Origin of the sequence: Dactylosporangium sp. CA-139114, from assembly GCF_050955725.1 — a bacterium.
In the GTDB taxonomy this organism is placed as follows: Bacteria; Actinomycetota; Actinomycetes; order Mycobacteriales; family Micromonosporaceae; genus Dactylosporangium.
Map to the genome: position 1 here is coordinate 1,182,295 of NZ_CP192080.1, position 24,019 is coordinate 1,206,313.

Annotated in this window: 19 protein-coding genes; 12 read left to right on the forward strand and 7 right to left on the reverse strand. The window is 71.9% G+C overall.

Going from position 1 to position 24,019, the window contains the following annotated elements; translation table 11 throughout:
• Positions 1-142 precede the first annotated feature (142 nt).
• Genes ACQP2P_RS05370 through ACQP2P_RS05380 form a run of 3 tightly spaced genes read right to left on the reverse strand, consistent with a single transcriptional unit; the run spans position 143 to position 2,431 of the window.
• Positions 143-1,051, reverse strand: coding sequence for an ABC transporter permease (locus ACQP2P_RS05370; protein WP_433613825.1), 909 nt, complete (start codon positions 1,049-1,051; stop codon positions 143-145).
• Positions 1,048-1,983: an ABC transporter ATP-binding protein gene (locus ACQP2P_RS05375; protein ID WP_433618995.1), complete on the reverse strand. Its 936-nt coding sequence runs from the start codon at positions 1,981-1,983 to the stop codon at positions 1,048-1,050. The genes ACQP2P_RS05370 and ACQP2P_RS05375 overlap by 4 nt, the downstream gene beginning before the upstream one ends.
• Positions 1,984-2,026: 43 nt before the next feature.
• Positions 2,027-2,431, reverse strand: a complete 405-nt coding sequence (locus ACQP2P_RS05380; protein WP_433613826.1) for a DUF3052 domain-containing protein — start codon at positions 2,429-2,431, stop codon at positions 2,027-2,029.
• A 92-nt stretch (positions 2,432-2,523) separates the two neighbouring features.
• Between ACQP2P_RS05380 and ACQP2P_RS05385 the strand changes: the two genes are divergently transcribed.
• From ACQP2P_RS05385 to ACQP2P_RS05415, 7 genes are all read left to right on the forward strand, one after another.
• On the forward strand, positions 2,524-3,285 hold the full coding sequence (locus tag ACQP2P_RS05385; protein ID WP_433613827.1) for a GNAT family N-acetyltransferase: 762 nt from the start codon (positions 2,524-2,526) through the stop codon (positions 3,283-3,285).
• Positions 3,286-3,290: 5 nt separating this feature from the next.
• Positions 3,291-4,109, forward strand: a complete 819-nt coding sequence (locus ACQP2P_RS05390; protein WP_433613828.1) for a lysophospholipid acyltransferase family protein — start codon at positions 3,291-3,293, stop codon at positions 4,107-4,109.
• 353 nt (positions 4,110-4,462) lie between these two features.
• The gene (locus ACQP2P_RS05395) at positions 4,463-5,392 is read left to right on the forward strand and encodes a DUF4097 family beta strand repeat-containing protein (RefSeq protein ID WP_433613829.1); all 930 of its coding nucleotides are present in this window, start codon (positions 4,463-4,465) and stop codon (positions 5,390-5,392) included.
• Entirely contained in the window at positions 5,389-6,027 is a 639-nt protein-coding gene (locus tag ACQP2P_RS05400; protein ID WP_433613830.1) for a PadR family transcriptional regulator, read from the forward strand. Before ACQP2P_RS05395 ends, ACQP2P_RS05400 begins: the two co-directional genes overlap by 4 nt.
• Positions 6,028-6,149: 122 nt before the next feature.
• Positions 6,150-6,839: a response regulator transcription factor gene (locus ACQP2P_RS05405; RefSeq protein ID WP_350627064.1), complete on the forward strand. Its 690-nt coding sequence runs from the start codon at positions 6,150-6,152 to the stop codon at positions 6,837-6,839.
• A gap of 12 nt (positions 6,840-6,851) precedes the next feature.
• A complete protein-coding gene (locus tag ACQP2P_RS05410; RefSeq protein ID WP_433613831.1) occupies positions 6,852-8,351 on the forward strand; it encodes an ATP-binding protein in 1,500 nt (499 codons plus the stop codon).
• Entirely contained in the window at positions 8,348-9,310 is a 963-nt protein-coding gene (locus tag ACQP2P_RS05415) for a S1C family serine protease (RefSeq protein ID WP_433613832.1), read from the forward strand. The genes ACQP2P_RS05410 and ACQP2P_RS05415 overlap by 4 nt, the downstream gene beginning before the upstream one ends.
• Before the next feature lie 123 nt (positions 9,311-9,433).
• Here ACQP2P_RS05415 and glpK read toward each other — a convergent pair whose 3' ends face one another.
• A complete protein-coding gene (glpK, locus tag ACQP2P_RS05420) occupies positions 9,434-10,909 on the reverse strand; it encodes a glycerol kinase GlpK (RefSeq protein WP_433613833.1) in 1,476 nt (491 codons plus the stop codon).
• 128 nt (positions 10,910-11,037) lie between these two features.
• Between glpK and ACQP2P_RS05425 the strand changes: the two genes are divergently transcribed.
• From ACQP2P_RS05425 to ACQP2P_RS05435, 3 genes are all read left to right on the forward strand, one after another.
• Positions 11,038-14,391: a cyclic nucleotide-binding protein gene (locus ACQP2P_RS05425; RefSeq protein ID WP_433613834.1), complete on the forward strand. Its 3,354-nt coding sequence runs from the start codon at positions 11,038-11,040 to the stop codon at positions 14,389-14,391.
• A 271-nt stretch (positions 14,392-14,662) separates the two neighbouring features.
• Positions 14,663-15,679, forward strand: a complete 1,017-nt coding sequence (locus tag ACQP2P_RS05430) for a hypothetical protein (protein ID WP_433613835.1) — start codon at positions 14,663-14,665, stop codon at positions 15,677-15,679.
• 95 nt (positions 15,680-15,774) lie between these two features.
• Positions 15,775-16,200 carry a hypothetical protein gene (locus ACQP2P_RS05435; RefSeq protein ID WP_433613836.1) on the forward strand — a complete coding sequence of 142 codons (426 nt, stop codon included), beginning with the start codon at positions 15,775-15,777 and terminating at the stop codon, positions 16,198-16,200.
• A 40-nt stretch (positions 16,201-16,240) separates the two neighbouring features.
• On the opposite strand, the gene ACQP2P_RS05440 is transcribed toward ACQP2P_RS05435, so the two are convergent.
• From ACQP2P_RS05440 to ACQP2P_RS05450, 3 genes are all read right to left on the reverse strand, one after another.
• A complete protein-coding gene (locus ACQP2P_RS05440) occupies positions 16,241-18,373 on the reverse strand; it encodes a putative bifunctional diguanylate cyclase/phosphodiesterase (protein ID WP_433613837.1) in 2,133 nt (710 codons plus the stop codon).
• A gap of 11 nt (positions 18,374-18,384) precedes the next feature.
• Positions 18,385-19,194, reverse strand: coding sequence for an SAM-dependent methyltransferase (locus ACQP2P_RS05445; RefSeq protein ID WP_433613838.1), 810 nt, complete (start codon positions 19,192-19,194; stop codon positions 18,385-18,387).
• Positions 19,195-19,286: 92 nt separating this feature from the next.
• On the reverse strand, positions 19,287-21,137 hold the full coding sequence (locus tag ACQP2P_RS05450) for a bifunctional metallophosphatase/5'-nucleotidase (protein ID WP_433613839.1): 1,851 nt from the start codon (positions 21,135-21,137) through the stop codon (positions 19,287-19,289).
• 233 nt (positions 21,138-21,370) lie between these two features.
• Between ACQP2P_RS05450 and ACQP2P_RS05455 the strand changes: the two genes are divergently transcribed.
• Positions 21,371-22,297, forward strand: coding sequence for a glycoside hydrolase family 16 protein (locus ACQP2P_RS05455; RefSeq protein WP_433613840.1), 927 nt, complete (start codon positions 21,371-21,373; stop codon positions 22,295-22,297).
• 419 nt (positions 22,298-22,716) lie between these two features.
• Positions 22,717-23,709: an NAD-dependent epimerase/dehydratase family protein gene (locus ACQP2P_RS05460; protein ID WP_433613841.1), complete on the forward strand. Its 993-nt coding sequence runs from the start codon at positions 22,717-22,719 to the stop codon at positions 23,707-23,709.
• Positions 23,710-24,019: the final 310 nt, after the last annotated feature.

Consider the following 24,019-nt stretch of genomic DNA (forward strand, 5'->3'; position numbering starts at 1 on the left):
CGGAGTGACCATGTTGACGAGCGGCCTGACGTCCCACCCTTACAACTGTGGCCGCCCGAGGGCGGCCACAGTTGTCCAAGATCTTGCAGTTACATCTTGCGCAACTCTTGAGGCGGTGGTGCGAGCACCCCGTCACGCACCGTCAGGCGATGTCGCGCTTGCGGGTGATCAGTGTGCCGATTGTGCCGAGGATCACGGCCCAGCCGACCAGCACCACGACGCCGACCCACCGGGCGGGCAGGTGGGTGTTGCCCATCTGGCCCCGCAGCGAGCCGACCACGTGCTCGGAGGCGAGCGGCGGGATATAGACGGCCGCCTCCAGCACCCAGTCCTCCTTGATGAGGTATTCCCGGATGAGGGCCAGCATGGCCAGCGCCGCGTAGGTGCCGATGGTGTAGACGACCGCGGCCGTGATCGTCGCGCCGATCTGGCTGCGGATGAGCACCCCGATGCCGATGCCGAAGATGCCCCACAGGACGTACACGAGCAGGTTGAGCAGGATCGCCTGTTGCGCGGTCCAGTGCCCCAGGCTGTTGGCCACACCCTCGCTGGAGAAGAAGATCGCGCCGACCACGACGTTGATCACGGTGGCGATGAACCAGAAGATCACCGCCATCGCGCCGCCGGTGATCAGCTTCGCCGCGATGACCTTGGTGCGCTTCGGCGTCGCGAGGAACGTCGCCGTCGCGGTCTGGTGGTAGAACTCGTTCGTGATCAGCAGGATCGCCAGCAGCATGACCATCATCAGGCCGAAGAACTGGCCCGACGTGTAGACGTTGGCGGCGATGCGGGCCAGCCCGGCCCCGGTGTGGTTGGCCGCCGCCTCGTCCCTCGCGGCCTGCTGCTGGGCCAGGAAGTCGGCCTGGTCCTGTGGCGACATGCCGGGCGGCGGCGCCTGGTTCAGGTAGTCGGGCGTGGACAGGTCCGAGTCCGCCTGGGCGGTGTTGATGAGCAGCGCGAGCCCGACGAACGCCACCGAGCACAGCAGGAAGATCCACCACATGTTCGTGGTGCGCAGCTTGATCAGCTCGCTGCGGATGAGCCGGATCATCGGATGTCCGCCCTTCCCTGGGTCAGTTCGAGGAACACGTGCTCCAGGTCGGGCCGCTCGGCGACCAGCTCGTGCAGCTCGACCCCGGCCTGCAGGGCGAGCTTGCCCACGGCCGGGGCGTCCAGGCCGGTGATCATGTGCGCGCCGTTGTTGTTGGGGTTGATCGCCCCGCCGGCCTCGCGCACCGCGGTGACCAGCTCCTGGATGTTGGGGGTGCGCACCCGCACCGCGACCTGGGTCGAGCCCTGGCCGATGATCTTGTCGACGGGGCCCTGGGTGACCAGCTTGCCCGCGGCGATGATGACCACGTCGTCGGCGAGGATCTCCATCTCCGACAGCAGGTGGCTGGAGACGAGGACCGTGCGCCCCTGCTGGGCCAGGCCCTGCAGCAGCCCGCGCATCCAGCGGATACCCTCGGGGTCCAGGCCGTTGGCCGGCTCGTCGAGGATCAGCACCTTGGGGTTGCCCAGCAGCGCCTGCGCGATGCCGAGGCGCTGCTTCATGCCCAGCGAGTAGCCGCGGAACTTGCGCTTGGCCGCGGTGGTGAGCCCGACCAGCTCCAGCACCTCGTCGACCCGCGAGGCGGGGAAGCCGCCGGCCGCGGCCACACAGCGCAGATGGTTGCGCGCGGTGCGGCCCTTGTGTGCGGCCGAGGCCTCCAGGATCGCGCCGACCAGCTGCAAGGGCTCGGCGACGTCGGCGTAGCGGTGCCCGCCGATCGTCGCGGTGCCGGACGTCGGCGTGACGAGGTTGAGGACCATGCGCAAGGTGGTGGTCTTGCCGGCACCGTTCGGTCCGAGGAACCCGGTGACGCGGCCCGGCTCGACCACGAACGACAAATTGTCGACGGCTCTGACGTTGCGGTACTGCTTCGTCAGGCCGGAGACGACGATCTGCCCGTTGGACAAGGCGCCGCTCCCTCCGTGAGACAGGTGAAGGCGTCAATATGGCATGTCCGGACAAGTCGCGCGCGATCTAGGGTCGATCCGCCACGCGGATGACGTGCTTCAGGCCGGACCAGATTTCGTCGATCGCGCACACCTTAACGTCCACCCGGCCGTTGGCCAGGGCATACTCGCGAACGACGTGCTCGTCGAGGTCCGTGGCCAGCCCCGAGGAGCGCTTCGGCCAGGCCACCCAGAGCGCGCCCGCGGGCGGGGTGAGCCGGTGCAGAACCCGCCACCGGCGGCGCAACCGGGCGGAGTCGGGACAGAACAGGACAATCACGTCGTACAGCCCTGGCGCGCTGCGGCGGTGGAGCACCACGTCCACGGGCAGCTCCGCGAGGTCGAACCCGGGCGGGGCGCCATCCAGCAGGACGCGGTGTCCCGCGTGGATCCCGAGCTTCTTGGGTAACGGTGTGCCTGAGTATCCCGCCATGGCTGACCACGGTAGCGACAGTTCACCCGCGCGCCATCAGGCGAACCTGTGAGTGTCAGCCATCCGCAGACCTCGACGCCTACACCGAACGCATGACGATTCTCGCCGTCGCCGCCGGCCCGCAAGAGCTGGGCGACTTGCAGCGCTACACCCTGCTGGTGGCCACCGACGGCGCCCAGGTCCGGGCCGCACAACGGCTCCGCCACGACGTCTTCGCCGGTGAGCTGGGCGCCACCCTGCACAGCACCGAGGAAGGTCTCGACGCCGACGCGTTCGACGAGCACTGCGACCACCTGATCATCCGCGAGGAGCGCACCGGCGAGGTCGTGGGGACCTACCGCATGCTCCCGCCGGACCGGGCGGCCGCGGCCGGCGGGCTCTACGCCGACACCGAGTTCGACCTCACCGGCCTCGCCCGGCTGCGCGAGGGCCTGGTCGAGACCGGCCGCTCCTGCGTGCACCCCGACCACCGCAGCGGCGCCGTCATCAACCTCATGTGGGCCGGCATCGCGCGCTACATGCACCTGCACGGGCACCGCTGGCTCGGCGGCTGCGCGTCGGTCCCGCTGGCCGACGGCGGCGCGACCGCCGCGGGCGTCTGGGACCTCGCCCGGCGCCAGCACCTGGTGCCGAGCGCCTGGCGGGTGCGCCCCCGCAACCCGTGGGTCGGCGACGTCGAGCCCCCGGCCAAGCTCAACGTGCCGCCGCTGCTCAAGGGCTACCTGCGCCTGGGCGCCTGGGTGGGCGGCGCGCCGGCGCACGACCCCGACTTCGACTGCGCCGACTTCTACGTGCTGCTGTCGCTGGATCGGGTCAACCCGCGGTACATGCGCCACTTCCTCGGACAGCGGTGACCCCCATGGCGGTCATGGACAGCCTCTGGCTGCCTCGCTCGACGTGCGGCGCGGACTGCCTGCCGGCCGCCCCGGACCGGCACGTGTCGCGCCTGATCGTGGCCAAGCGCATCGCGGTCACCGGCGCCGTGCTGCTCTTCGCCGCCCTCTCGGTGCCGGTGCTGGCCCTGCTGCCCCAGCGCGGCCTGATCCGCGCCCAGCGCGCCCTGGCCCGCTCCGTGCTCGCCGGCCTCGGCATCAAGCACTGCGCGACCGGCCGCATCCCGCAGTCCGGCGCCCTGCTCGTGGCCAACCACGTGAGCTGGCTTGACGTGATCGTGATCCTCGCCCACGCGCCGGCCCGCCTGCTGGCCAAGCGCGAGGTCCGCTCGTGGCCCCTCATCGGCCGGCTCGCCGCGACCCTCGGCACCGTGTTCGTGGACCGCTCCCGCCCGAAGAGCCTCCCGTCGACGGTCGCGGAGGTGCGCCGCAACATCGCGGCCGGCGGCGTGGTCGCGGTCTTCCCGGAGGGCACCACGTGGTGCGGGCGCATGGGCGGGACCTTCCGCCCCGCGATGTTCCAGGCCGCGGTCGATGCCGGCGTACCGGTCGTGCCCGTCCGCCTCACCTTCGCCCAGAGCGGGGTGGTGACGACGGTGGCCGCCTTCATCGGCGACGAGACCCTGCTGGCGTCCCTCAAGCGGGTCCTGGCCGCCCGCGACCTCTCCATCAGCCTGCGGGCCCATCCGAAGCTGCACCCGGCCGCGTGTGACTCCCACCCGCACGCGCACACCCACTCCCGCCGAGTCCTGGCGCGCGCGGCGACCGCCGTCGTGGCGGCCTGACCCCTGCGCGGCCGCGCACATCACTGCCTCTCCTTTCCGTTGCAGAGCGCGCTTTCTCGAGACCATCACCACCTACCGCAGCATCGGCGCCGGGCGCCGGGTGGACCGGCGCCCGGCGGAAGCCGTCGCTCCTGCGCCACTGCGTCGGACATGGCGTCTGGGCGGTGAGCGTGTTGCGTGTTGCGCGTCCGCGCCGTGCCGCGGTGCGCGGTGCCGAGCCGACCGTGCGCGCGGCTGGGGCGGGCCTCTGCGCCGATCACGTGGCGAGCCATTATGTCGTGAGCGACAGTCGCGATGTATCGCGTTTCGCGCTACGCTTCGCCGCAGGAGAGCGTGAGCGAGGAGTGCGCGACATGACCGCGTGGAAGGTAAGCGAGCCGCAGAAGATCGTGCTCGATCAAGGCGTCACCGACCTCAGTGTCTCGCTCGTCGCGGGGCGGCTCAACGTCGTCGGGTCCGACGACGGGCCCGCGCGCGTCGAGGTGGCCGAGATCGGGGACCGGCCCGTGCACGTCGAGGCCGGTGGTGGGCGGCTCGACGTCACGCAGGAGTTCCCGAAGGGCTGGCCGGGATTCCTCTGGTGGCTGTTCCACCAGCGGTTCAAGGTCGACGTTTCGATCGTGGTGCCGACGGGGGCCGCGGTGAGGCTGCACCTCGCCTCGGGCGCGGTCATCGCGTCCTCGCTGCGCAACGGGGCCACCGTCGACGTCACCAGCGGGCGGATCACGCTGCTCGGCATCGACGGGCCGGTGGCCGGGCGGGTCGTGTCCGGCTCGATCGAGGGGCTCACGCTCGGGGGCACGGTCGCGTTCGAGACGGTCTCGGGTGAGATCGTGGTGGCGGACTCGACGGCGGGGCAGGTCTCGGCTCGAACCATCTCCGGCTCGGTCACCTGCGATCTCGACAACCCGCCGGCCGGGACCGAGGTGCGACTCGACACGGTGTCGGGGGAGATCACGGCTCGGGTGCGCGAGGACAGCGACCTGCGGGTGAGCCTGCACGCGATCTCCGGGCACGTGGTGAACGGGTTCCCGGAGCTCGACCAGCACGCGAGGAACACCGTGACCGGACGCCTCGGCGCGGGGTCCGGTGGACATCTGGCGGCCAGCGCCACGTCTGGCACGATCTCGTTGTTGCGCAGGCCGGTGGACGACGAGCCGCCGATGGACGACGAGGACGCCGAACCGCCCATGGACGACGAGGAAGCGATGCGCCTGATGGGCGGCGAGCCCCCGACCCGAGGCGAACCGCCGGCCACCGACCAGGAAGAGAAGACGGCATGAGCGCGGTGTTCAGCCACGGCCGGCTCCGGCTCTACCTGCTGAAGCTGCTCAACGAGGGCCCCCGCCACGGCTATGAGCTCATCCGCCTGCTGGAGAACCGCTTCCACGGCCTCTACGCCCCGTCGGCCGGCACCATCTACCCCCGCCTGCAGCGCATGGAGGCCGACGGCCTGATCACGCACACGGCGGAGGGCGGCCGCAAGGTGTACGAGATCGCCGCCGCCGGCCGGGCCGAGCTGGACCGGCGCGCCCGCGAGCTCGAGTCGCTCGAGGCCGACATCAACGCCTCGCTCGCCGATCTCTCGACCCTCGCCGACGAGGTCGAGCAGGGCGTGCGCGGCTCCGTGCGCGACCTGAAGCGGGAGCTCAAGGAGGCCAGCCGGCAGGTGCGCAACAGCCCGCCGCCGGGGCCGGCCTCGTTCGGGTGGGGCTACCCGCCGCGGCCCGGCGCCACCGGGGCCCGCCCGGCCGCCCCGCCCGCGGACGTCGTCGGCGAGCTGGAGGACAAGGCCGCGCTGCTACTGGCCGAGGTGCGCCGCCTGGCTCGCACCGGCCGCGCCAGCCAGGAGACCATGCGAGCCACCCTGGTGGTGTTGGACGGCGCGATCGACCAGGTGAGACGCTTGCTCAGGTAGGCCGGACGGTGCCCAGGAACTTCCCAGGCAACCACCAGCCCTACTTCAGCGGAGGGCGGAAAGATATGCGCATGGGGGTACGAGGCGGCGTCGCACAATCCGGGGGTGCATCGTCGCCAGGCGTGGCGCAGGCTGAGGCGAGGCTGCTCGTGGTCGAGGACGACCCGAATATCCGCGAGCTCCTCTCCGCCAGCCTGCGCTTTGCCGGCTTTGCGGTGGACGCGGTGACCACCGGCAGTGAGGCGGTCACCGCGGCCCGCGAGGCCAAGCCCGACCTGGTGGTCCTCGACGTGATGCTGCCCGACCTCGACGGCTTCGAGGTGATCCGGCGCCTGCGCGAGGGCGGGGTCCGGCTCCCGGTCGTCTTCCTGACCGCGCGCGACGGCACCGAGGACAAGGTCCGCGGCCTCACGCTCGGCGGCGACGACTACGTCACCAAGCCGTTCAGCCTGGAGGAGCTCACCGCCCGCATCCGGGCCGTGCTGCGCCGCACCGCCGGCGATCCCGGCCCCAACCGCCTGGTCTTCCACGACCTGGAGCTGGACGAGGAGACGCACGAGGTGAGCCGGGCGGGGCAGACCATCGCGCTGTCGCCGACGGAGTTCAAGCTGCTGCGGTATCTCATGCTCAACGCCGGCCGCGTGCTGTCCAAGGCCCAGATCCTGGACTTCGTCTGGAACTACGACTTCCGCGGCGACGACAGCATCGTGGAGTCCTACATCTCCTACCTGCGCCGCAAGGTCGACATCGCCGAGCCGCGGCTCATCCACACCCTGCGCGGCGTGGGCTACGTCCTGCGCCTGCCCGTCTGATCCGGTCCTGCGGTGCGGTTCATCGCCGACGTTCCGCTGCGGGTCAAGCTCGTGGCGGCCGTGCTGACCCTCGTCACCATGGCGCTGCTCGTCATCGGCGTCGCGAGCGCCCTGGTCATGCGCAGCTCGATGATCGACAAGGTCGACGGCCAGCTGCGCCAGCTCGCCGGCAACGTCGACCTCGACCGGCTGCAGGCGCAGGTGCAGGCCCAGACCCACGGCCAGACGTCGGTCATGACGCAGAGCAACTACTTCTACTTCTATCTGGCCTACAACGCCAAGGACCAGCTGGGCTGGCAGATCGTCGGGCTCTCCGACAGTGATCCCCGGCCGCCGTTGCCGGTGGGCAACGACGTCAGCGACCACATCGGCGAGCCCTACACCGTGACCGCCGCCAGCACCCGCGAGCGCTGGCGCGTGCTGATCATCAAGCGGCCCACCACCCGGCAGGACGGCGTGAACGTCATCGGCGTCGCCGAGAACCTGTCGATGATCGACAACGCGGTCGACGAGCTCGTCGCGGCCGAGCTGTTCATCGGCGCGGGCGTGCTCGTGGTCATCGCCGCCGTCGGGGTCACCATCGTGCGGACCAGCCTGCAGCCGCTGCGCGACATCGAGCGCACCGCGGCCGCGATCGCCGCGGGCGACCTCACCAAGCGCGTGCCCGAGAGCCCGCCCGAGACGGAGATGGGCCACCTCGCCGGCGCGCTGAACGTCATGCTCGGGCAGATCGAGGGGGCCTTCCGCGTGCGCGAGGCCTCCGAGGAGCGCATGCGGCAGTTCATCGCCGACGCCTCCCACGAGCTGCGCACGCCGCTCACCACGATCCGGGGATTCGCCGAGCTGTACCGCCAGGGCGCCGCCCGCGCCCCGGAGGAGACCTCGGCCCTGCTGCGCCGCATCGAGGACGAGGCCAACCGGATGGGGCTGCTGGTCGAGGACCTGCTGATGCTGGCCCGCCTCGACGAGGAGCGCCCGCTCAGCCTGGCCGACATGGACCTGCGGGTGATCGCCGGCGACGCGGTCGCGGCCGCGTCCGCCGTGGCCCCCGACCGCGACATCGCGCTGGAGCTCGAGACCGACGAGCCCATCGAGGTCAACGGCGACGAGGCGCGGCTGCGGCAGGTGGTCGGCAACCTCATGACGAACGCGCTGACCCACACGCCGCCGGGCACCCCCGTGCAGCTGCGGCTGCGCCGGGACGGCGGCGACGCGCTGATCGAGATCGTGGACCACGGGGCGGGCCTGACCGACGAGCAGGCGGCCCGCGTCTTCGAGCGCTTCTACCGCGTCGACAAGGCCCGCACCCGCCAGCAGGCCGGCGGCTCGCACAGCGGCAGCGGGCTGGGCCTGGCGATCGTCGCCGCGCTCGTGGCGGTGCACCAGGGCACGGTCTCGGTCTTCGTCACGCCGGGTGGCGGAGCGACCTTCCAGGTTCGGCTTCCTCTCACAGCCGGTTCCCAGGCCGCTCCCGGTGGCCCGCAAGCAACTGCGGCCAAGCTCAAATCATGAGCGAACAGCAGGGATGGGCGCAGACGCCGGCCGAAGAAGCACAGCAGCACATGCCTTCCAACCACGTGCCGCCGCATGTCCCGCACATGCAGCACCCCCCGCAGTGGTACCCGCCGTCGTCACCCTATGTGACGCCCGCCACCGCGGTGCCGGCTCCTGTCACGAGCCGCCGGCTGAGCAAGGGCGTCGTCGCGGTGATCGCCGCGGCCGCGATTTCCGCCGCGTCGGCCTTCGGCGGCGGGGTCGCCGCCCTCGAGCTGCGGCCGTCGAGCGCGACGAGCACCGTCGTCAGCGCGCAGAACACCAGCACGTCGAAGACGGGCAGCGCGAACCTCGCCGACGTCGCGGCCGCCGTGCTGCCGAGCGTGGTCTCCATCAACACCGGCTCCGCGGTCGGCTCGGGCGTGATCATCACGGCCGACGGCGCCATCCTCACGAACAACCACGTCGTCGCGACGGCCCGCGGCAACACGGTGCAGGTCAGCTTCTCCGGCGGCAAGTCGGGCACCGCCCAGATCGTCGGCACCGACGAGGCCAACGACCTCGCGGTCGTCAAGCTCACGGCCGGCGGCACCTACACCCCGCTGGCCTTCGCCGACAGCTCCTCCGTCAAGGTGGGCGACTCGGTCCTCGCCGTCGGCAGCCCGCTGGGCCTGGAGGCCTCGGTGACCTCCGGCATCGTCAGCGCGCTCAACCGTGAGATCGACGAGAGCGCGGAGTCGGGCCAGGGCGGCCGCGGCCAGCAGGTCTCGACCGGCGCGAAGATCACCGGCGCGATCCAGACCGACGCCGCGATCAACCCGGGCAACTCGGGCGGCGCCCTGGTCAACATGGCCGGGCAGCTCATCGGCATCAACACCGCCATCGCCTCGACCAGCGAGACGGCCGGCAACATCGGCGTCGGCTTCGCGATCTCCAGCAACACCGCCAAGGCTGTCGCTCAGCAGCTGCTCAGCTAGTAGCCCGCGCTTCGCACGGATCCGCACCCCAAAGGCTTTGATTCCCCTCCCCGAAAAACTGGATTCCCCTCCCAGAAAGCAAGAGGCGGCGCACTTGGCGGAGTGCGCCGCCTCTTGCCGTGCTCAGTCCGCCCAGCCGAAGGAGCGCTCCACGGCCCGCAGCCACAGCGCGTGCCCGCGGTCGCGCTGCTCGGCCGCCATCGAGGGCTCCCAGCGCCTGTCCAGCTGCCACTTCTCACGCAGCGTGTCGGTGTCCGGCCAGAACCCGACCGCCAGCCCCGCCGCGTAGGCGGCCCCGAGCGCCGTGGTCTCCGCGACCGTCGGGCGCACCACGGGCACGTCCAGCACGTCGGCCTGGAAGGCCATGAGCAGATCGCTCGCGGTCATCCCGCCGTCGACCTTGAGCGTCTCCAGCGGTACCGCCGACTCCGCCATCATCGCGTCGACCACATCCTTCACCTGCCACGCGGTGGCCTCCAGGGCCGCGCGGGCGAGGTGGCCCTTGGTGACATAGCCGGTGAGCCCGGTGATGACGCCCCGCGCGTCCGGGCGCCAGTGCGGCGCGAAGAGGCCCGCGAACGCCGGCACGATGTAGCAGCCGCCGTTGTCGGCCACGGTCGCGGCCAGCTCGTTGATCTCGGGGGCGGAGGCGATCAGGCCCAGGTTGTCCCGCAGCCACTGCACGAGCGAGCCGGTGATGGCGATCGAGCCCTCCAGCGCGTACACCGGGTCCGCGTCGCCGATGCGGTACCCGACGGTGGTCACCAACCCCCGCTCGCTGGGCACCGGACGGGTGCCGGTGTTGAGCAGCAGGAACGAGCCGGTGCCGTACGTGCACTTGGCCTCCCCGGGCGCGAAGCACGCCTGGCCGAAGAGCGCCGCCTGCTGGTCGCCCAGCGCGCTGGCCACGGGCACGCCGTGCAGCAGGGTCTTCGCCTCGCCGTAGACGTAGGACGAGGAGCCGATCTCGGGCAGCATGACCCGCGGGATGCCGAACGCCGCCAGCAGCTCGTCGTCCCAGTCCAGCGTCGTGAGGTTCATGAGCATCGTGCGGCTGGCGTTGGTCACGTCGGTCACGTGCCGCCCGGTCAGCTTCTCGATGAGCCAGGTGTCGACGGTGCCGAAGTGGATCTCGCCCGCCTCGGCCCGTGCGCGCAGGCCCGGCACGTTGTCGAGCAGCCAGACCACCTTGGGGGCGGCGAAGTACGTGGCCAGGGGCAGGCCGCAGCGCTCCCGGAAGCGGTTCGGGCCCGCGTCGCCGGCCAGCGAGCGGATCAGCGCGTCGGTGCGGGTGTCCTGCCAGACGATGGCGGGGTGCACCGGCTCACCGGTGCGGGCGTCCCACAGGATCGTGGTCTCGCGCTGGTTGGTGATCCCGATGGCGGCGACATCGGCGCGGGAGAGCCCGGCCCGGTCCAGGGCGCGGGTCGACACCGCCTGGACGTTGTGCCAGATCTCGACCGGGTCGTGTTCGACCCAGCCGGGGCGGGGGAAGCTCTGGCGGTGTTCGCGCTGGTCAAGCGCCACGATGGCGCCGTCGGCGTCGAACACGATCGCACGGGTGGAGGTCGTGCCCTGGTCGATGGCGAGGATAAACACAGTGCCATCTTCGCCGAAGCTCTGTCACGTTCGGGACGGAACCTTTCCGGCATTCTGCGGCGGCCCCTAAAGTCCGGGTCCGGAGCCGTGTCCATTCAGGAGCGACAGTGTCCGTCATCGAGACGCGCATGAGTGTCTGGGAGGCCCTCGCCGGGCGCGCCCCGGGTGTCCCGCTCGGCCCCGCCGACGTCGGGCTGTGGCACGCGGTGACGGATCGGCTCAACCCGGCACGGGCCCGGCCGGTGCTGCGCGAGGGCGTCGAGTCGGTCACGCTGACGTCGGCGCGCGGGGTCGAGTACGTCATGCTGCGCTCGCCCGACCACGGCGAGTCGAGCTACCTGCGCCTGACGCCGGAGGAGTACCGGCTCGCGCGGCTCATGGACGGCAGCCGCACGGTGGCGCGGCTCGTGGCCGAGTTCGCGCGCATCTCGGGCCGGCTCGCCCCCGACCAGGTGACCCGGATCGTCGCCGACCTCGCCGGCAACCGGATGCTCGACGAGCTGCCCGTCGACGCGTTCAGCAAGCTCCAGCGCGTGCACCGGCGGCCCTGGCCGATCCGGCTGGGCCGGGGGCTGCTGGCCACCGCGCAGGGCCGCCGGGTCGTGCTCGCCCGCGTGGACCCGGTCGTGACCTTCCTCTACAAGGCGGGCGGCCGGCTCTTCTTCACCCGGATCGTCGCGGTGCTCTGCGGGCTCGTCGCCGCGGCCGGCCTCGGCGTGTTCGTGTGGAACTGGTTCCGCGCGGACCAGTCGGTGTTCCTCACCAACGACTCGTACTTCTCCGGCGCCCTCGTCCTGCTCGGCCTGAACGTGGTGGCGCTGGCCTGCCACGAGCTCGGGCACGCGCTGGGCGCCAAGCATGCCGGCCGGCGCGTGCCCGTCGCCGGCTTCCTGGTGTACTTCGGCATCCCCTCCGTCTTCGTGGACACCACGGACGTGTGGATGGCCGGCCGCCGGGCCCGGCTCGTGACCACCGTCGCCGGCCCGGCCACCGGCCTGGTGCTCGCCGGCGCCTGCCAGCTCGTCGGCGTCTTCTTCCCCGAGCTGGAGCCCTGGACCTTCAAGCTGGCCTTCGCGTGGTACCTCAACGCGCTGTTCAACCTCAACCCGTTCATGGCCCTCGACGGCTACTACCTGCTCATGGACTGGCTCGAGGTGCCGAACCTGCGCGCCCGCGGCCTCGCCTGGGTCCTCGCCCGGCTGCGCCGCCGCCCGCCGCGCTTCTCCGAGCTCGACCGCGAGGGCCGGCTCGTCGCGCTCTACGGCATGCTCGCCGTCGCCTGGATCGCGATCGCGGTCAACCTCGTCTACCGCGTCTACACCGACCGCGTGGCCGGCGTCGTGACCGGCCTGTGGAACGCCGGGTGGCTCGCCCGGGGGCTGCTCGCGGTGATCGTCGCGGGGCTGCTCGCGCCGGTGGTGTACCTGTTCTTCGGCTGGCTGCGGCGGCGCGGCCGGCGCGTGCGGGACCGGCTCGGCGAGCGCAGGCTCGGGCGCGACGAGCCCCGCCGGTTCGCCGCGCTGAGCTCCTCGGCGCTGTCCAGCCTGCCGCCGGACGCCCTCGCGCGGCTCGCCGGGGACGCCCGCTGGGTGCACCCGCGCACCGGCGACCAGCTCGTCTTCGCCGGTGCCGCCCAGCCATCGGTGTTCGTCGTGGTCGACGGCGCCCTGGAGGCGAGGCGTCCGGGCGATCCCACCGGTACCGTCCGGGAGCGCGTCGGCCGCGGCGGGGTCGTCGGCCTCGCCAACGCGCTGACCGGCGCCCCGGCCGCGCTGAGCTGGATGACCGCGGGCACCACGCTGCTGGCCATCCCCGCCTCGACCGTCTCGGCCGCCGTCGGCCCGCTGCCCGGCCCGCCGCCGGTGGAGCGCGCCGAGCTCGAGACCCTGCTCGACGAGACGCCCGCGCTGTCGAGCCTCGGCCCCGAGGACCGTCTCGGCCTGCTCACCCGCGCCCGGCCCATGCAGCTCGGCCCCGGCCAGCCGGTCGTGCTGCGCACCGGCAACGACGCGCTCGTGGTCGAGTCGGGCTCGCTGGTGCTGCCCGAGGGCGTCGAGCTGCACCGCGGGTCGATGATCGGGCCGTACGGCGACGGCTCGCCCGGCCAGGTGGCCACCGCCCGCACCCCGGCCCGCGCGTGGCTGCTGCCCGCCGTCGCCGGGCTGCCGCTGCTGCTGGGCCGGCCCGCCGACACGATCCCGGCCGGCGGCCGGCGCCCGGTCGCGGGCGCCCACCCGCCCTCGAACTACCCGCCGCTGGCCGCGCCGCCCGGGCCGCCCGCGCCCGCCGACGACAGCGTCGACCGCCGCTTCGAGCGCCGGCTCTGGTGGCTGCTGGTGCTGCTCCTGCTCTTCGCCGTGTTCCTCACCGGCGCGAACCTGTTCACCGGGCCGGTGTGGGCGGAGATGCCGACCGACAGCGCCCTGGTGACCGTCACCCGCGGCAACGCCACCGTGCGCGTCAACGGCACCGACCGCACCCTGACCCGCGACGGCAAGGTGTACGTCCAGCAGGGCGACTCGATCCACGTCAGCGTCAAGTCGACCGCGTCCCTGACCTTCCGGGGCGGCAGCGCGACGGTGCTCTGCGCCGGGGCCGACGTGCGCGTCGGCGCCCTCGTCAGCGGCCCGGCCGGCGGTCTCGGCACGCCGATCGAGCCGACCGCCGCGCTGAGCCTCGGCCAGGGCCGCCTGCTGGTCGACACCACGAGCACGACGACCGCCTTCGAGCCGCTGCGCCTCACGGTCGGCCCGGTGACCAACGAGGGCGCGGCCCGCTTCGCGCTGCCCGCGAGCGGCGACCCCGAGGTGAGCCGCGGCGTGGTCAAGCTGGACGGCACCGTCGTCGACCCGAGTTCGGCGGCCGACCTGACCTGCGGCGACGGGGTGGCGCTGCCGAAGCCGGGCGGGACGCCGACCGTGGTGCCGTCGGCCTCGGACACGCCGTCGGAGCTGCCCTCGCCGAGCGACTCGCCGTCCGCGTCGGCCTCGGCCTCGGCCTCGGCCCCGCCGTCGGCGGAGGCGACCCGGACGAGGACGCCGACGAAGACCCCGACGCCGACGAGGACCACTGCCAGGCCGCCCACGACGACGCCCGCGGTCCCGCCGACGACGACGGCCGGCCCGCCGCCCAACCAGCCGCCGGTGATCACTTGGGTGGTCCAGCCGGCCAGCCCGATCGACCAGACCCTGGACTCGGGCGCACCGTGCAACAAAGGGACCACCCAGCCGTCAATTCGAGTCAACGTGACCGACGACAGCGGGATCATCAAGGGCGTGACGGCGTCCTGGAGCGGGTTCGCGACCGGCTCTCGGTCGATGTCCATCCGCGGCACCGATTACGTAGGGTCCGTCGGACCGATCAACAACAACGGCGCAAGCAATCGTGGTGGCACGCTCACCGTGAGGGTCACGGCGATCGACGGCGCCGGCCTCTCGAGCTCGGTCAGCGTGTCGGTGACCGTCTCGGCGTGCATCGGCTGATCACTGACACATAGGAGCGAGCGTGCTTTGTTGGTTCTGCGCCAAGGCGGCGCGGGGGTCATGCCGGTTCTGCGGTCGCGGGCTGTGCGAGGACCACGCGAAGTTCGGCCCCTACCTGCTCGAGGTGCACCGCTCGCAGAGCCGCGGGCGGGCGGAGGGGCTCGTGGTGGAGGACGCGGTGCAGTGCGGGACCTGTCGCCCGCGGCCGCAGCCGATACCGATGCCGGAGCTCGACTGAGCTCGGGTGGTACACGATCTGGGGGAGATTGCGATGTCCGACTTCGATGAGGTGCTGGAGCGCCTGCTCGGCGATCCCGCGTTCAAGGCACGGCTGGCGACCGACCCGCAGGGGGCCCTGGCCGGCTACCGGCTGACCCCCGACGAGCTGGACATCCTGCAGACCCAGCTCGGGGAGGCGGGCGGCGCCGGCCAGGCCCACGTGGAGCAGCGCACGAGCAAGGCGAGCATGTTCGGCGTGTTCTCGTCGATCGGTTCCGGCCTCGGCGACGTGCTGCACGGCCACGGCGCCGGGGTGAACGCCCACGACGTGTCCGCCCGCGGCCTGGGGGTGCACGGCTCCGGCGGGTCGGACCTGGGTCAGCGGATGCACGACGTGGTCGAGCAGCAGGCCGGCGGCCGCCACGCCGCCCTCGAGCCCACCGGCGATGAGCAGGGTGGCGGCTCGATCGCGCACGCCGTGCAGGACGCGGGCACCCGTGGGCCCGGCGCCGGCGCCGGCGACTCCTACTCCCACACCGACTACCACAGCGAGAGCCACTCGTCGGGCACCGTCTACCGCTCCGCCACCTACAGCGGCGCGACCGGCGGGACCCCGGCCGAGCCCACCGATCCGGGCGCCTCCGGCGTGGCGGCCGGCCTGGGCGGCTACCAGCCGGGCGGCCACGGCGGCGGGCTCGGCGCCGGGCTGCAGGACCTCGCGCAGCAGCAGCACCACCAGGGCGGGATCGCCGGCAGCCTGTCGGGCGTGGCGCAGCACGCGGGGCACGCCCAGGTTCCCGGGTCCGTGCCCACCGACGGCTACCACACGCGCGTGGACTGGGACGGCGACGGGCGCTGGGACCAGCACACCTACGTCAACCGCGCCGACGGCGGCGTCGACATCGTGGTCGACACGAACGGCGACGGGCGTCCCGAGTTCGTCGGGCACGACGTCAACCGGGACGGCCTGATCGACTCCTCCGACGTGGACTCGAACTCCGACGGTGTCGTGGACGCGCGCTACGAGGACGTCAACGGCGACGGGTGGCTGGACCGCCGCGCGCGCTGAGTGGCACGTTTCGGGGAGCCGGTCGCTCCCGCCGTTCCCTACCGTTCTAGATGTACCGCGCCGCAGCGGTAGATCGAAGAATCCGGGAGCAGGTTATGAGCGACTTTGACCTCGACTGGGGCATGGAGCACGAACTCCACGTCGACCACGACGGCGGAGTCGACCACGGCCTGGCCGACGCGCACATATATGAGGGACACGACCAGCACGACACCTACGCCGACGCCACCCACGAGGGTGACGCCGGCCATGACCTGCACCACCTGCACGAGGACACGCACCACGACCCGCAGGACGGCCCCGACTACACCGCCGAGGCCGGGCTCGACCCCGTGGACGCCCACCACGAGGACCCGCTGACCCTCGACGAGCAGGACATCGACCTGCCCGACTGGCAGCTGGACACCTCGTTCCTGGACGGCCACTACGACCTGGTGGGTGCGGCCCCTGACGAGAACGACATGTGGTCGCAGTTCATGACCGACATGCACGAAGAGGTCAACCCGTACGCCGCCGGCTGAGTCCCGGTCGGTGCGCTCCGCAGCGCACCGACCGGCCCGTTCACGCCGTCCGCAGCTTGATCGCGCCCGGCGGCCCCGAGCTCGCGTAGTACCAGCCCTGGGCCGTGTCGCAGCCGAGCTCCAGCAGCCGGCTCGCCTGCTCCGCCGTCTCCACGCCCTCCGCCGTCACGCTCAGCTTGAGCGTGTGGGCCAGGCCGATGACCGCCGCCACGATCTCCTGGTCGACCGGGTCCGGCCCCTCCGGCGGGCGCAGCCCGGCCACGAAGGAGCCGGCCAGCTTGAGGCTGTGCACGGGGAGGTTGCGCAGGTACGCGAAGTTCGAGTAGCCGGTGCCGAAGTCGTCGATCGCGATGCGCGGGCCGAGTGCGGCCAGGGCGTTGAGCGCCTCGATCGGGTCGTCGCCGGTGCTCATGACCGCGCTCTCGGTCAGCTCCAGCTGCAGGCCCTCCGGCGGCAGCCCGGTCTGCTCGAGGATCGCGCGCACGTCGCGCACGATGGTGCGGTCCCGCATCTGCCGTACGGCCAGGTTGACGCTCATGATCGGGGCGCGGTCGCCCACGGCGCGGCGCCACTCGGCGGCCTGCCGGCAGGCCTCGTGCAGGACCCAGCGGCCGAGCGGCACGATGAGCCCGGTCTCCTCGGCCATGCCGATGAACGCGTCCGGCCCGAGCACCCCGAAGCGCGGGTGCCGCCACCGCACGAGGGCCTCGACGCCGATGGTGACCTCGTCGCCGAGGCGGACGAGCGGCTGGTACTCGACGAAGAACTCCCGCCGCTCGAGCGCGGCGGGCATGGAGGCCGACAGCTCGTACCGCTTCACCTCGCGCGTGTGCCGATCGGCGTCGAAGAGCGCGAGACGGTTGCGGCCGTCGGCCTTGGCCCAGTAGAGCGTCGTGTCGGCGGCCTTCATGAGCTCGCCGGCGCTCGTCCCGCGCAGCGGCTGTTCGACCACGCCGATGCTGGCCGAGATGCTGATCTCGTGGCCGCCGACGTGGACCGGGGCGCGCACGGTGTCCAGCGCCTTCTCGGCGACCGCGACCACCTCGTCGATGCCGCCGCAGCGCTCCACCAGCACCACGAACTCGTCGCCGCCCATGCGGGCCACGAGCTGCCGCTCGCCGCTGATCGAGCGGGCCAGCCGCCGGGCGACGGTCTGCAGCAGCTGGTCGCCGACGTCGTGGCCGAGCGTGTCGTTGATGACCTTGAAGCCGTCGACGTCGAGGTAGCACACGCCGATCCGGGCCTCGCCGCCCTGGCCCTCGTCGGCCCGGGCCCCGTCGAGCAGGGCCCCGAGCCGCTCGAAGAACAGCGTGCGGTTGGGCAGCTGGGTCAGCGGGTCGTGCAGGGCCTGGTGGCGCAGGCGCAGCTGCAGCAGGTACCGCTCCGTGATGTCCTCGAACATGGCCACCATCCACCGGGGGCGGCCGTCCTCGTCGCGGATGATCGAGGCGACCAGGTCCGTCCAGACCCGGTGGCCGTCCTTGTGCACGTAGGGCTTCTCGATGCGGAACTGGTCGCGCCCGCCCGAGAGCACCTCCTCGAACATGGCGCCGGCGCTCGGCGGGTCCTCGGGCAGCACGAAGTCGTCGAAGGACATCGAGCGCAGCTCCTCGGCGCTGTACCCGAGCATGTCGCACAGCGCCTGGTTGACCTCGATCACCTGGCCGTCGATGGTGCTCACGCTCATGCCGATCGCGGCCCCGGCGAAGATCGCCTGGAACCGGGCCTCGCTGACCCGCCGGCCCTCCTCGGCGCGGGCGCGGGCCCACAGCGCCGCGGTGCGGATCTCCTCCTGCTCCTCGAGCACCCGGTCGCGCAGCGCGAGCGCGTAGCCGGACGCGAGCGCGCCCTGGATCTGGGCGACCCGCTTCACCGGCGCGTTGCCGAACTGCTCGGCGAGCACGGCCAGGGTCCGCTCGAGCGTGGTGGGCTCGGTGAAGTGCGCGGCGACCAGCGTCGAGCCGACCTCGCGCACGTCGGTGGGGTCGAAGGTCTCGGCGGTCAGCGCCTGGATGACCCGCGTGGAGAGGCTGGTCAGGAAGTCCTGGACCTCGAGGCCGTTCATCGACACGTAGCTGGTCCCGGCGATCGCCAGCGACCAGGCGCGCGCCATCCGTTCGGCGGCGCGATGGGGGCGGTCCCACGAAGTCGGCGTGGGGCTGATGGCGGTCATGGTCGGCGCGGCTAATCCTTGCGCGCGACGACCGCGCTGCCGACCGCGCTGCCGTCCGGCGGGGACTCCTCGTCGCCGTCGGGGCGCCAGAGGTGGGTCGCGACGACCCCGGGCGGCAGCGGCGTCAGGTCGCCGAGCAGGGCCGCCACCTGCTCGCTGGTGCGCAGGACGAGCGGGGTCGGCGACTTGCGGTACATCTCCCAGGCCTGCTCCTCGGCCGGGGTGAGCGGGCGGTCGATCCCGGCGTGCGAGAGCACCACGTGGCTGCCGGGCGCTCCGGCGGTGGCGTATCCGGCGACGATGTCGGCCGGGCGCAGCTCGTCGGGGACGAAGTGCAGGACCGCGACCAGTAGGAAGGCGATCGGCCGGCCGAAGTCCAGCAGGCCCTGGATCTCGGGCTGGGCCAGCACCTCGGCGGGGGAGCGCAGGTCGCCGGCGACGACCGCGGTGCCGGGCACCCCGGCCAGGATGGCGCGGCTGTGCGCGACCGCGACCGGATCGTGGTCGACGTAGACGACCCGCCCGTCGGTGATGCCGGAGTCGGTGAGCAGCTCGTGCACGTTGCCGACGGTCGGGATGCCGGAGCCGAGGTCGAGGAACTGCCGGACGCCCTGTGTTGCGAGCTCACGCACCGCGCGGCGCAGGAAGGCCCGGTTGCTGCGGGCGAGCCCGGCGACGGCCGGCATGACCTTGAGGACCTGCTCGGCGAAGGCCCGGTCGGCGGCGAAGTTGTGGGAGCCGCCGAGGTAGTAGTCGTAGACCCGGGCGACACTCGGCCGATCGAGGTCGACGTCGGCCGGGGCCCAGCTGGGACGATCCACGGATCAACACTCCTCGACCTGGTCGCTTCGCCGCCGAGCATACGTGCGGGCGGGCGGCGAGCAAACCCGCCGCCCGCCCGGACGAGTATCGATCAGCCGATCAAGGTGTAACGGTTGGCCGGCCCCGGAGCAATGGGCCCGGTGGCCAGGTAGGTGGTCAGGGCGTCGACGTCGAAGCCGGGGGCGGTGACGCGGCCCGTGCCCTTCGCGAGGTTCAGGAAGCCGTCACCGCCGTTGGCCAGGAAGTCGTTCGTGGTCACCTTGTAGGTGGCCGCCGGGTCGAGGGCAACCCCGTTGAGCTGGATGTTGCTGATCTTCGATCCGGCCGGGGCCGAGGCGGTGATGTTGTACGTGAAGCCGGCCGAGACCTGCAGCATGCGCTGGACGGTCTGGCCCTGGAAGCCCACGAACTGCTGCTCGAGGACGTCCTTGATCTGCGCGCCGGTGAACGACTGGGTGACGACCAGGTTGTTGAACGGCTGCACGGTGAAGGCCTCGCCGTACGTGACCTGGCCGGGCGCCTCGCCGCCGGGGGTGTTCGCGTAGATCAGGGAGGCACGGATGCCGCCCGGGTTCATGAACGCGATCTGGGCCCCCGCCGAGGCCTTGGTGTAGGCCAGCTGCGCGTCGGCGATGACGTCGCCGAGCGGGGTCTCACCCGAGGCGACCTGGGTCGTGGTGATGTCGGCGGTGATGCTGCCGACGACCTTGTTCGCCAGCGGCGCCACGGCGACACGGTACTTGTCCGCGATCTTCTTCACCTTGGCGTCGACCAGCGCCGTGTTGCGCACGAAGTTGCCGGCGGCGTCCTTCTGGTAGGTGCCGTCCGCGTTCTTCACGCCGTTGTCGACGATCACGTTGGTCCCGGACGCGTCGACGAACTTGCGCGTCTTCTTGTCCAGCGTGACCCGGATGTCGGTGACCAGCGTGCCGGCCGTGCCCGCGCTCGTGACCAGCGAGTTCTTGCCCGAGGAGTTGGGCAGCTCGCAGCTGTAGAACCGGTGCGTGTGGCCGGAGACGACGACGCCGTAGGCCGGGTTGAGGCCCTTGGTGATGTCGGTGATCGGGCCGGCGAAGTTGGCGCAGCCGGACGGGTCCAGCGGCGCGGGCGGGCTGCTCTGCATGCCGCCCTCGTGCACCACGAGGACCATCGACTTGATGCCGAGCCAGCCCAGCATCGTGGCGTACTTGTTCGCCGTCTCGACCTCGTCGTGGAAGTCGACGTTCTTGATGCCCGCGGGGTTGACGATGCCCGGCGTGGCCTCGAGCGTCATGCCGACGAACGCGACCGGCACGCCCTCGTAGAAGCGGATCGTGAACGGCAGCAGGATCGGCAGGCCGTTGGACTTCTGGGTGACGTTGGCGGCGAGGTACGGGAACTTCGCCCCCGCGAACCCGTCGCCGTCCTGGCAGCCGTCGGTCGGGTGGCAACCGCCGAACTGCATGCGGTAGAGCTCGGTGACGCCCTCGTCGAACTCGTGGTTGCCCACGGAGGCGAGGTCGACGCCCATCGCGTTGAGGACCTCGATCGCCGGCTCGTCGTGGAACGCGGCGCTCACCAGTGGCGAGGCGCCGATGTTGTCGCCGGCGACCACCGTGTCGCTGGTCTTGACGCCGGCCTTCTTGGCGTCGTTGCGCAGCTTGGTCAGGTAGGTCGCGAGGTACTCCGAACCACCGGCGGGAACGCCGTTGATGAGCCCGCCACTGCCGGTCGGCGGGTCGATGTTGCCGTGGAAGTCGTTGAAGCCGAGCAGCTGCGCGGTCGTCGTCGGGCCGGTCTTCTCGGCGAACGAGACCTTGGCCGGGGTCAGTGGCGTCCACCGGTCCGATGCCTGCGATCCGCCGGTCTTGGCCAAGGGCAGCAGGGCGACGACCGCGACGGCGAGCGCGGGCACCGCGAGGTGCTGCGCTAACCGCCAGCCGCGGGCGCTTGGCTGGGCCATGATCTCTCCTTCGGAAGGGATACATGCGTAGATGGACATCCTTGTCGATCGCGTCGGCCGCGCGCGAGCACCACTCGTCGTCGGTTCGGTGTCGTACGGGTAAAAGCGAGGGTCGGCAGCGCGGACGGAACGAACCGGCCGAACGGGCAGTGCACACTGCGCGACGCTGCAATACCGCTGGGTATCTAGTACGTTGCCGGGGACGGGACACCTCGCCTACGGAGGCGGCCACCATGCTGAGGCGTTTCGCGGCCGTGCTGGTCGTCCTCACATCGGCCGCGCTGAGTGGGATGATCTTCCCCGAACGGGTGAACGCCGCCGATCCCGACGGCTGGAAGCCGGTCTTCGCCAACACCTTCGACGACACGGGCACCCTGCCGGCCGGCTGCTCCGCCTACGACGGCGCGCCCGAGGGCGCCCAGGCGAGCTACTTCCGCCCCGAGGCGGTCACGGTCGCCGACGGTCACCTGAGTCTGGCCCTGCACAAGCGCACCTACGGCGGCAAGCCCTACGTGACCGGTGAGCTCCGCTGCGTCGGGGCCGCCCAGCAGTTCGGCCGCTACGAGTTCAAGGCCCGTGTGCCGGTCGGCGCGGGCATCGACTCGATGGCCCTGCTGCGCCCGGTCGACCGGGCCGCGGACCGCAACGACTCGCAGCTGGAGATCATGGCGAAGCCCGGGGCCGAGCAGGCCCTGGTGAGCAACTCCGACGGCACGACGACGAACACCCGGGCGCTGACGGGGACGTTCCGGGACTGGCACACGTACGTCATCGAATGGGCCCCGTCGGGCTTCAAGGTCTACATGGACGGCGCCCTGCAGTGGCTCGATCCCGCGGTGTCGACGGAGCCGCGGTGGTTCGGCTTCGCCGTGACGACCGGCGACCGGGCCGGCACTCCGGGCTCGTCGACCGCGCTGCCGGCCGAGTTCCAGATCGACTACCTGCGCATCTGGTCCTTCGCCCCGGACGACGCCATCTCGCCGGGTCCGGGGACGACGCCGTTGACGCGGGAGGGGGCCGCGCCGGCCGCGCTTCCCGTCGATCGGCACTGGTCGCTTTGGCTGGCGGTGGCGGCGGTGGTCACGGCGGCGGTCGCGTTGTTCGGTCTCGTCGTGCACAAGACGCGGCCGCATCGACCGAAGTCGTCGCACCGCGCTTGAGTTGTGCGTGTTCGCCTGGTTCTTGGCGCTTGCCTGGTGTTGGGACGAAAAGTCGGGCGCTCCGCGCCACGACTTTTCGGATTTATCACCTGCCGGGCGATATATCTGAATAGGCCGATTCGACGACCGCGGTGCACGGGTCCTTGGGGCCGGCCGGAGCGTCGGGGGCGGCTCGCGGGTGGCGAACGCGTCGAGCGGCCGCGCAGGGCGCGCATCGCGTGGCGGCTCGGCTCGCGGGTGGCTAACGCGTCCAGCGGCCCGGCAGAGCGCGTCGGGTGCGGCTCGCGGGTGGCGAACGCGTTCGGCGGCGGGCAGAGGGCGCCGCGTGCGGTGGGCAGGCGCCGGTTTCGTCGCTCAGCGGAATCCGCTGGGGGCGAAACGGCCTGGCGAACCCGCGGCGGGCGGCGAATCATCGGCCGATGAGAATCCTCGTGCTCGGCGGCACCGTCTTCCTCGGTCGCGCCCTCGCCCGCCAGGCGCTCCAGGGCGGCCACGACGTCGTCTGCGCCGCCCGCGGCGAGTCCGGCGAGCCCGTCGAGGGTGCTGCCTTCGTCCGCGTCGACCGCGACCGCCCCGACGGCCTGGACGCGATCGAGGGCGCCTTCGACGCCGTCGTCGACGTTGCCCGCCACCCGCACCACGTCCGGCACGCCGTGGCCGCGCTCAGCGGGCGCGTGGGGCACTACACGCTGGTGTCGAGCTGTTCGGCGTACGCCGACACCGCGACCCCGGGACAGACCGCCGCGACGGCGCCGCTGCTGCCGCCGGACTTCGACGGGGATCCGGCGGTGGGCGCGGAGGAGTACGGCCGGTGCAAGGTGGCCTGCGAGCGCCTCGCGGCCGACGGCTTCGGTGCGGATCGCACGTTCCTCGTGCGCGCCGGGATGATCGTGGGGCCGGAGGATCCGACGTACCGGTTCGAGTACTGGGTGCGCCGTGCACTGCGCGGTGGCGAGGTGCTGGCCCCTGGCGGGCCGGACGAGTCGGTGCAGCTCGTGGACGTGCGCGACCTGGCCGACTGGATCATCGCCGCGAGCGGGAGTGGGCTGGCGGGGGCGTTCGACGGCATCGGGGCGCCGATGCGCCGGGCGGAGTTCCATGCGGCCTTTGCCGAGGCGGCGGGCGTACCCCAGCAGCTCACCTGGGTCGCCCAGGACTTCCTGCTCGATCGCGAGGTGGCGCCCTGGAGCGGGCCGCGGTCGCTGCCGTTCTGGCTGCTCCTGCCGCAGTACGCGGGATTTCTGAGCCGGGACGTGTCCGCCTCGCTCGCGGCCGGCCTGCGCATCCGGCCCCTCGCCGAGACCGTCCGCGACACCATCGCGGCCATTCGTGACGCATCCCACATCGATGCGAAGAACGGACTGGGTATCGATGAGGAGGCGCAGCTGTTGCGTGAATGGCACGAGCGGTGAGCCGACGACTGGCCCGTGTTAGTGAGTATCACGCTCGCCACAGCGGGAAAAGGCTGTCGTGTCCCCGACCGTTGCCGATGAACATCCGTGCCCACGAGGCGTCCAGCGCCCCCCGCGCGGGGCGTTCCCAGGGAACTCACAGCGAATTCAGGCGTCCGACGGGCAGGTAGAGCACGTATCACTTGTTGCAACCGAAGCGAACCGGAGCAGTCTCCCGAACGTCTTGGTAAGTGGTGCAACTCTCAGGGGTCGTCACCGAATCGCCCTGAGGGGCGGAATTCGGAAGGCACTTTGACTGTTGTGTAGGGGG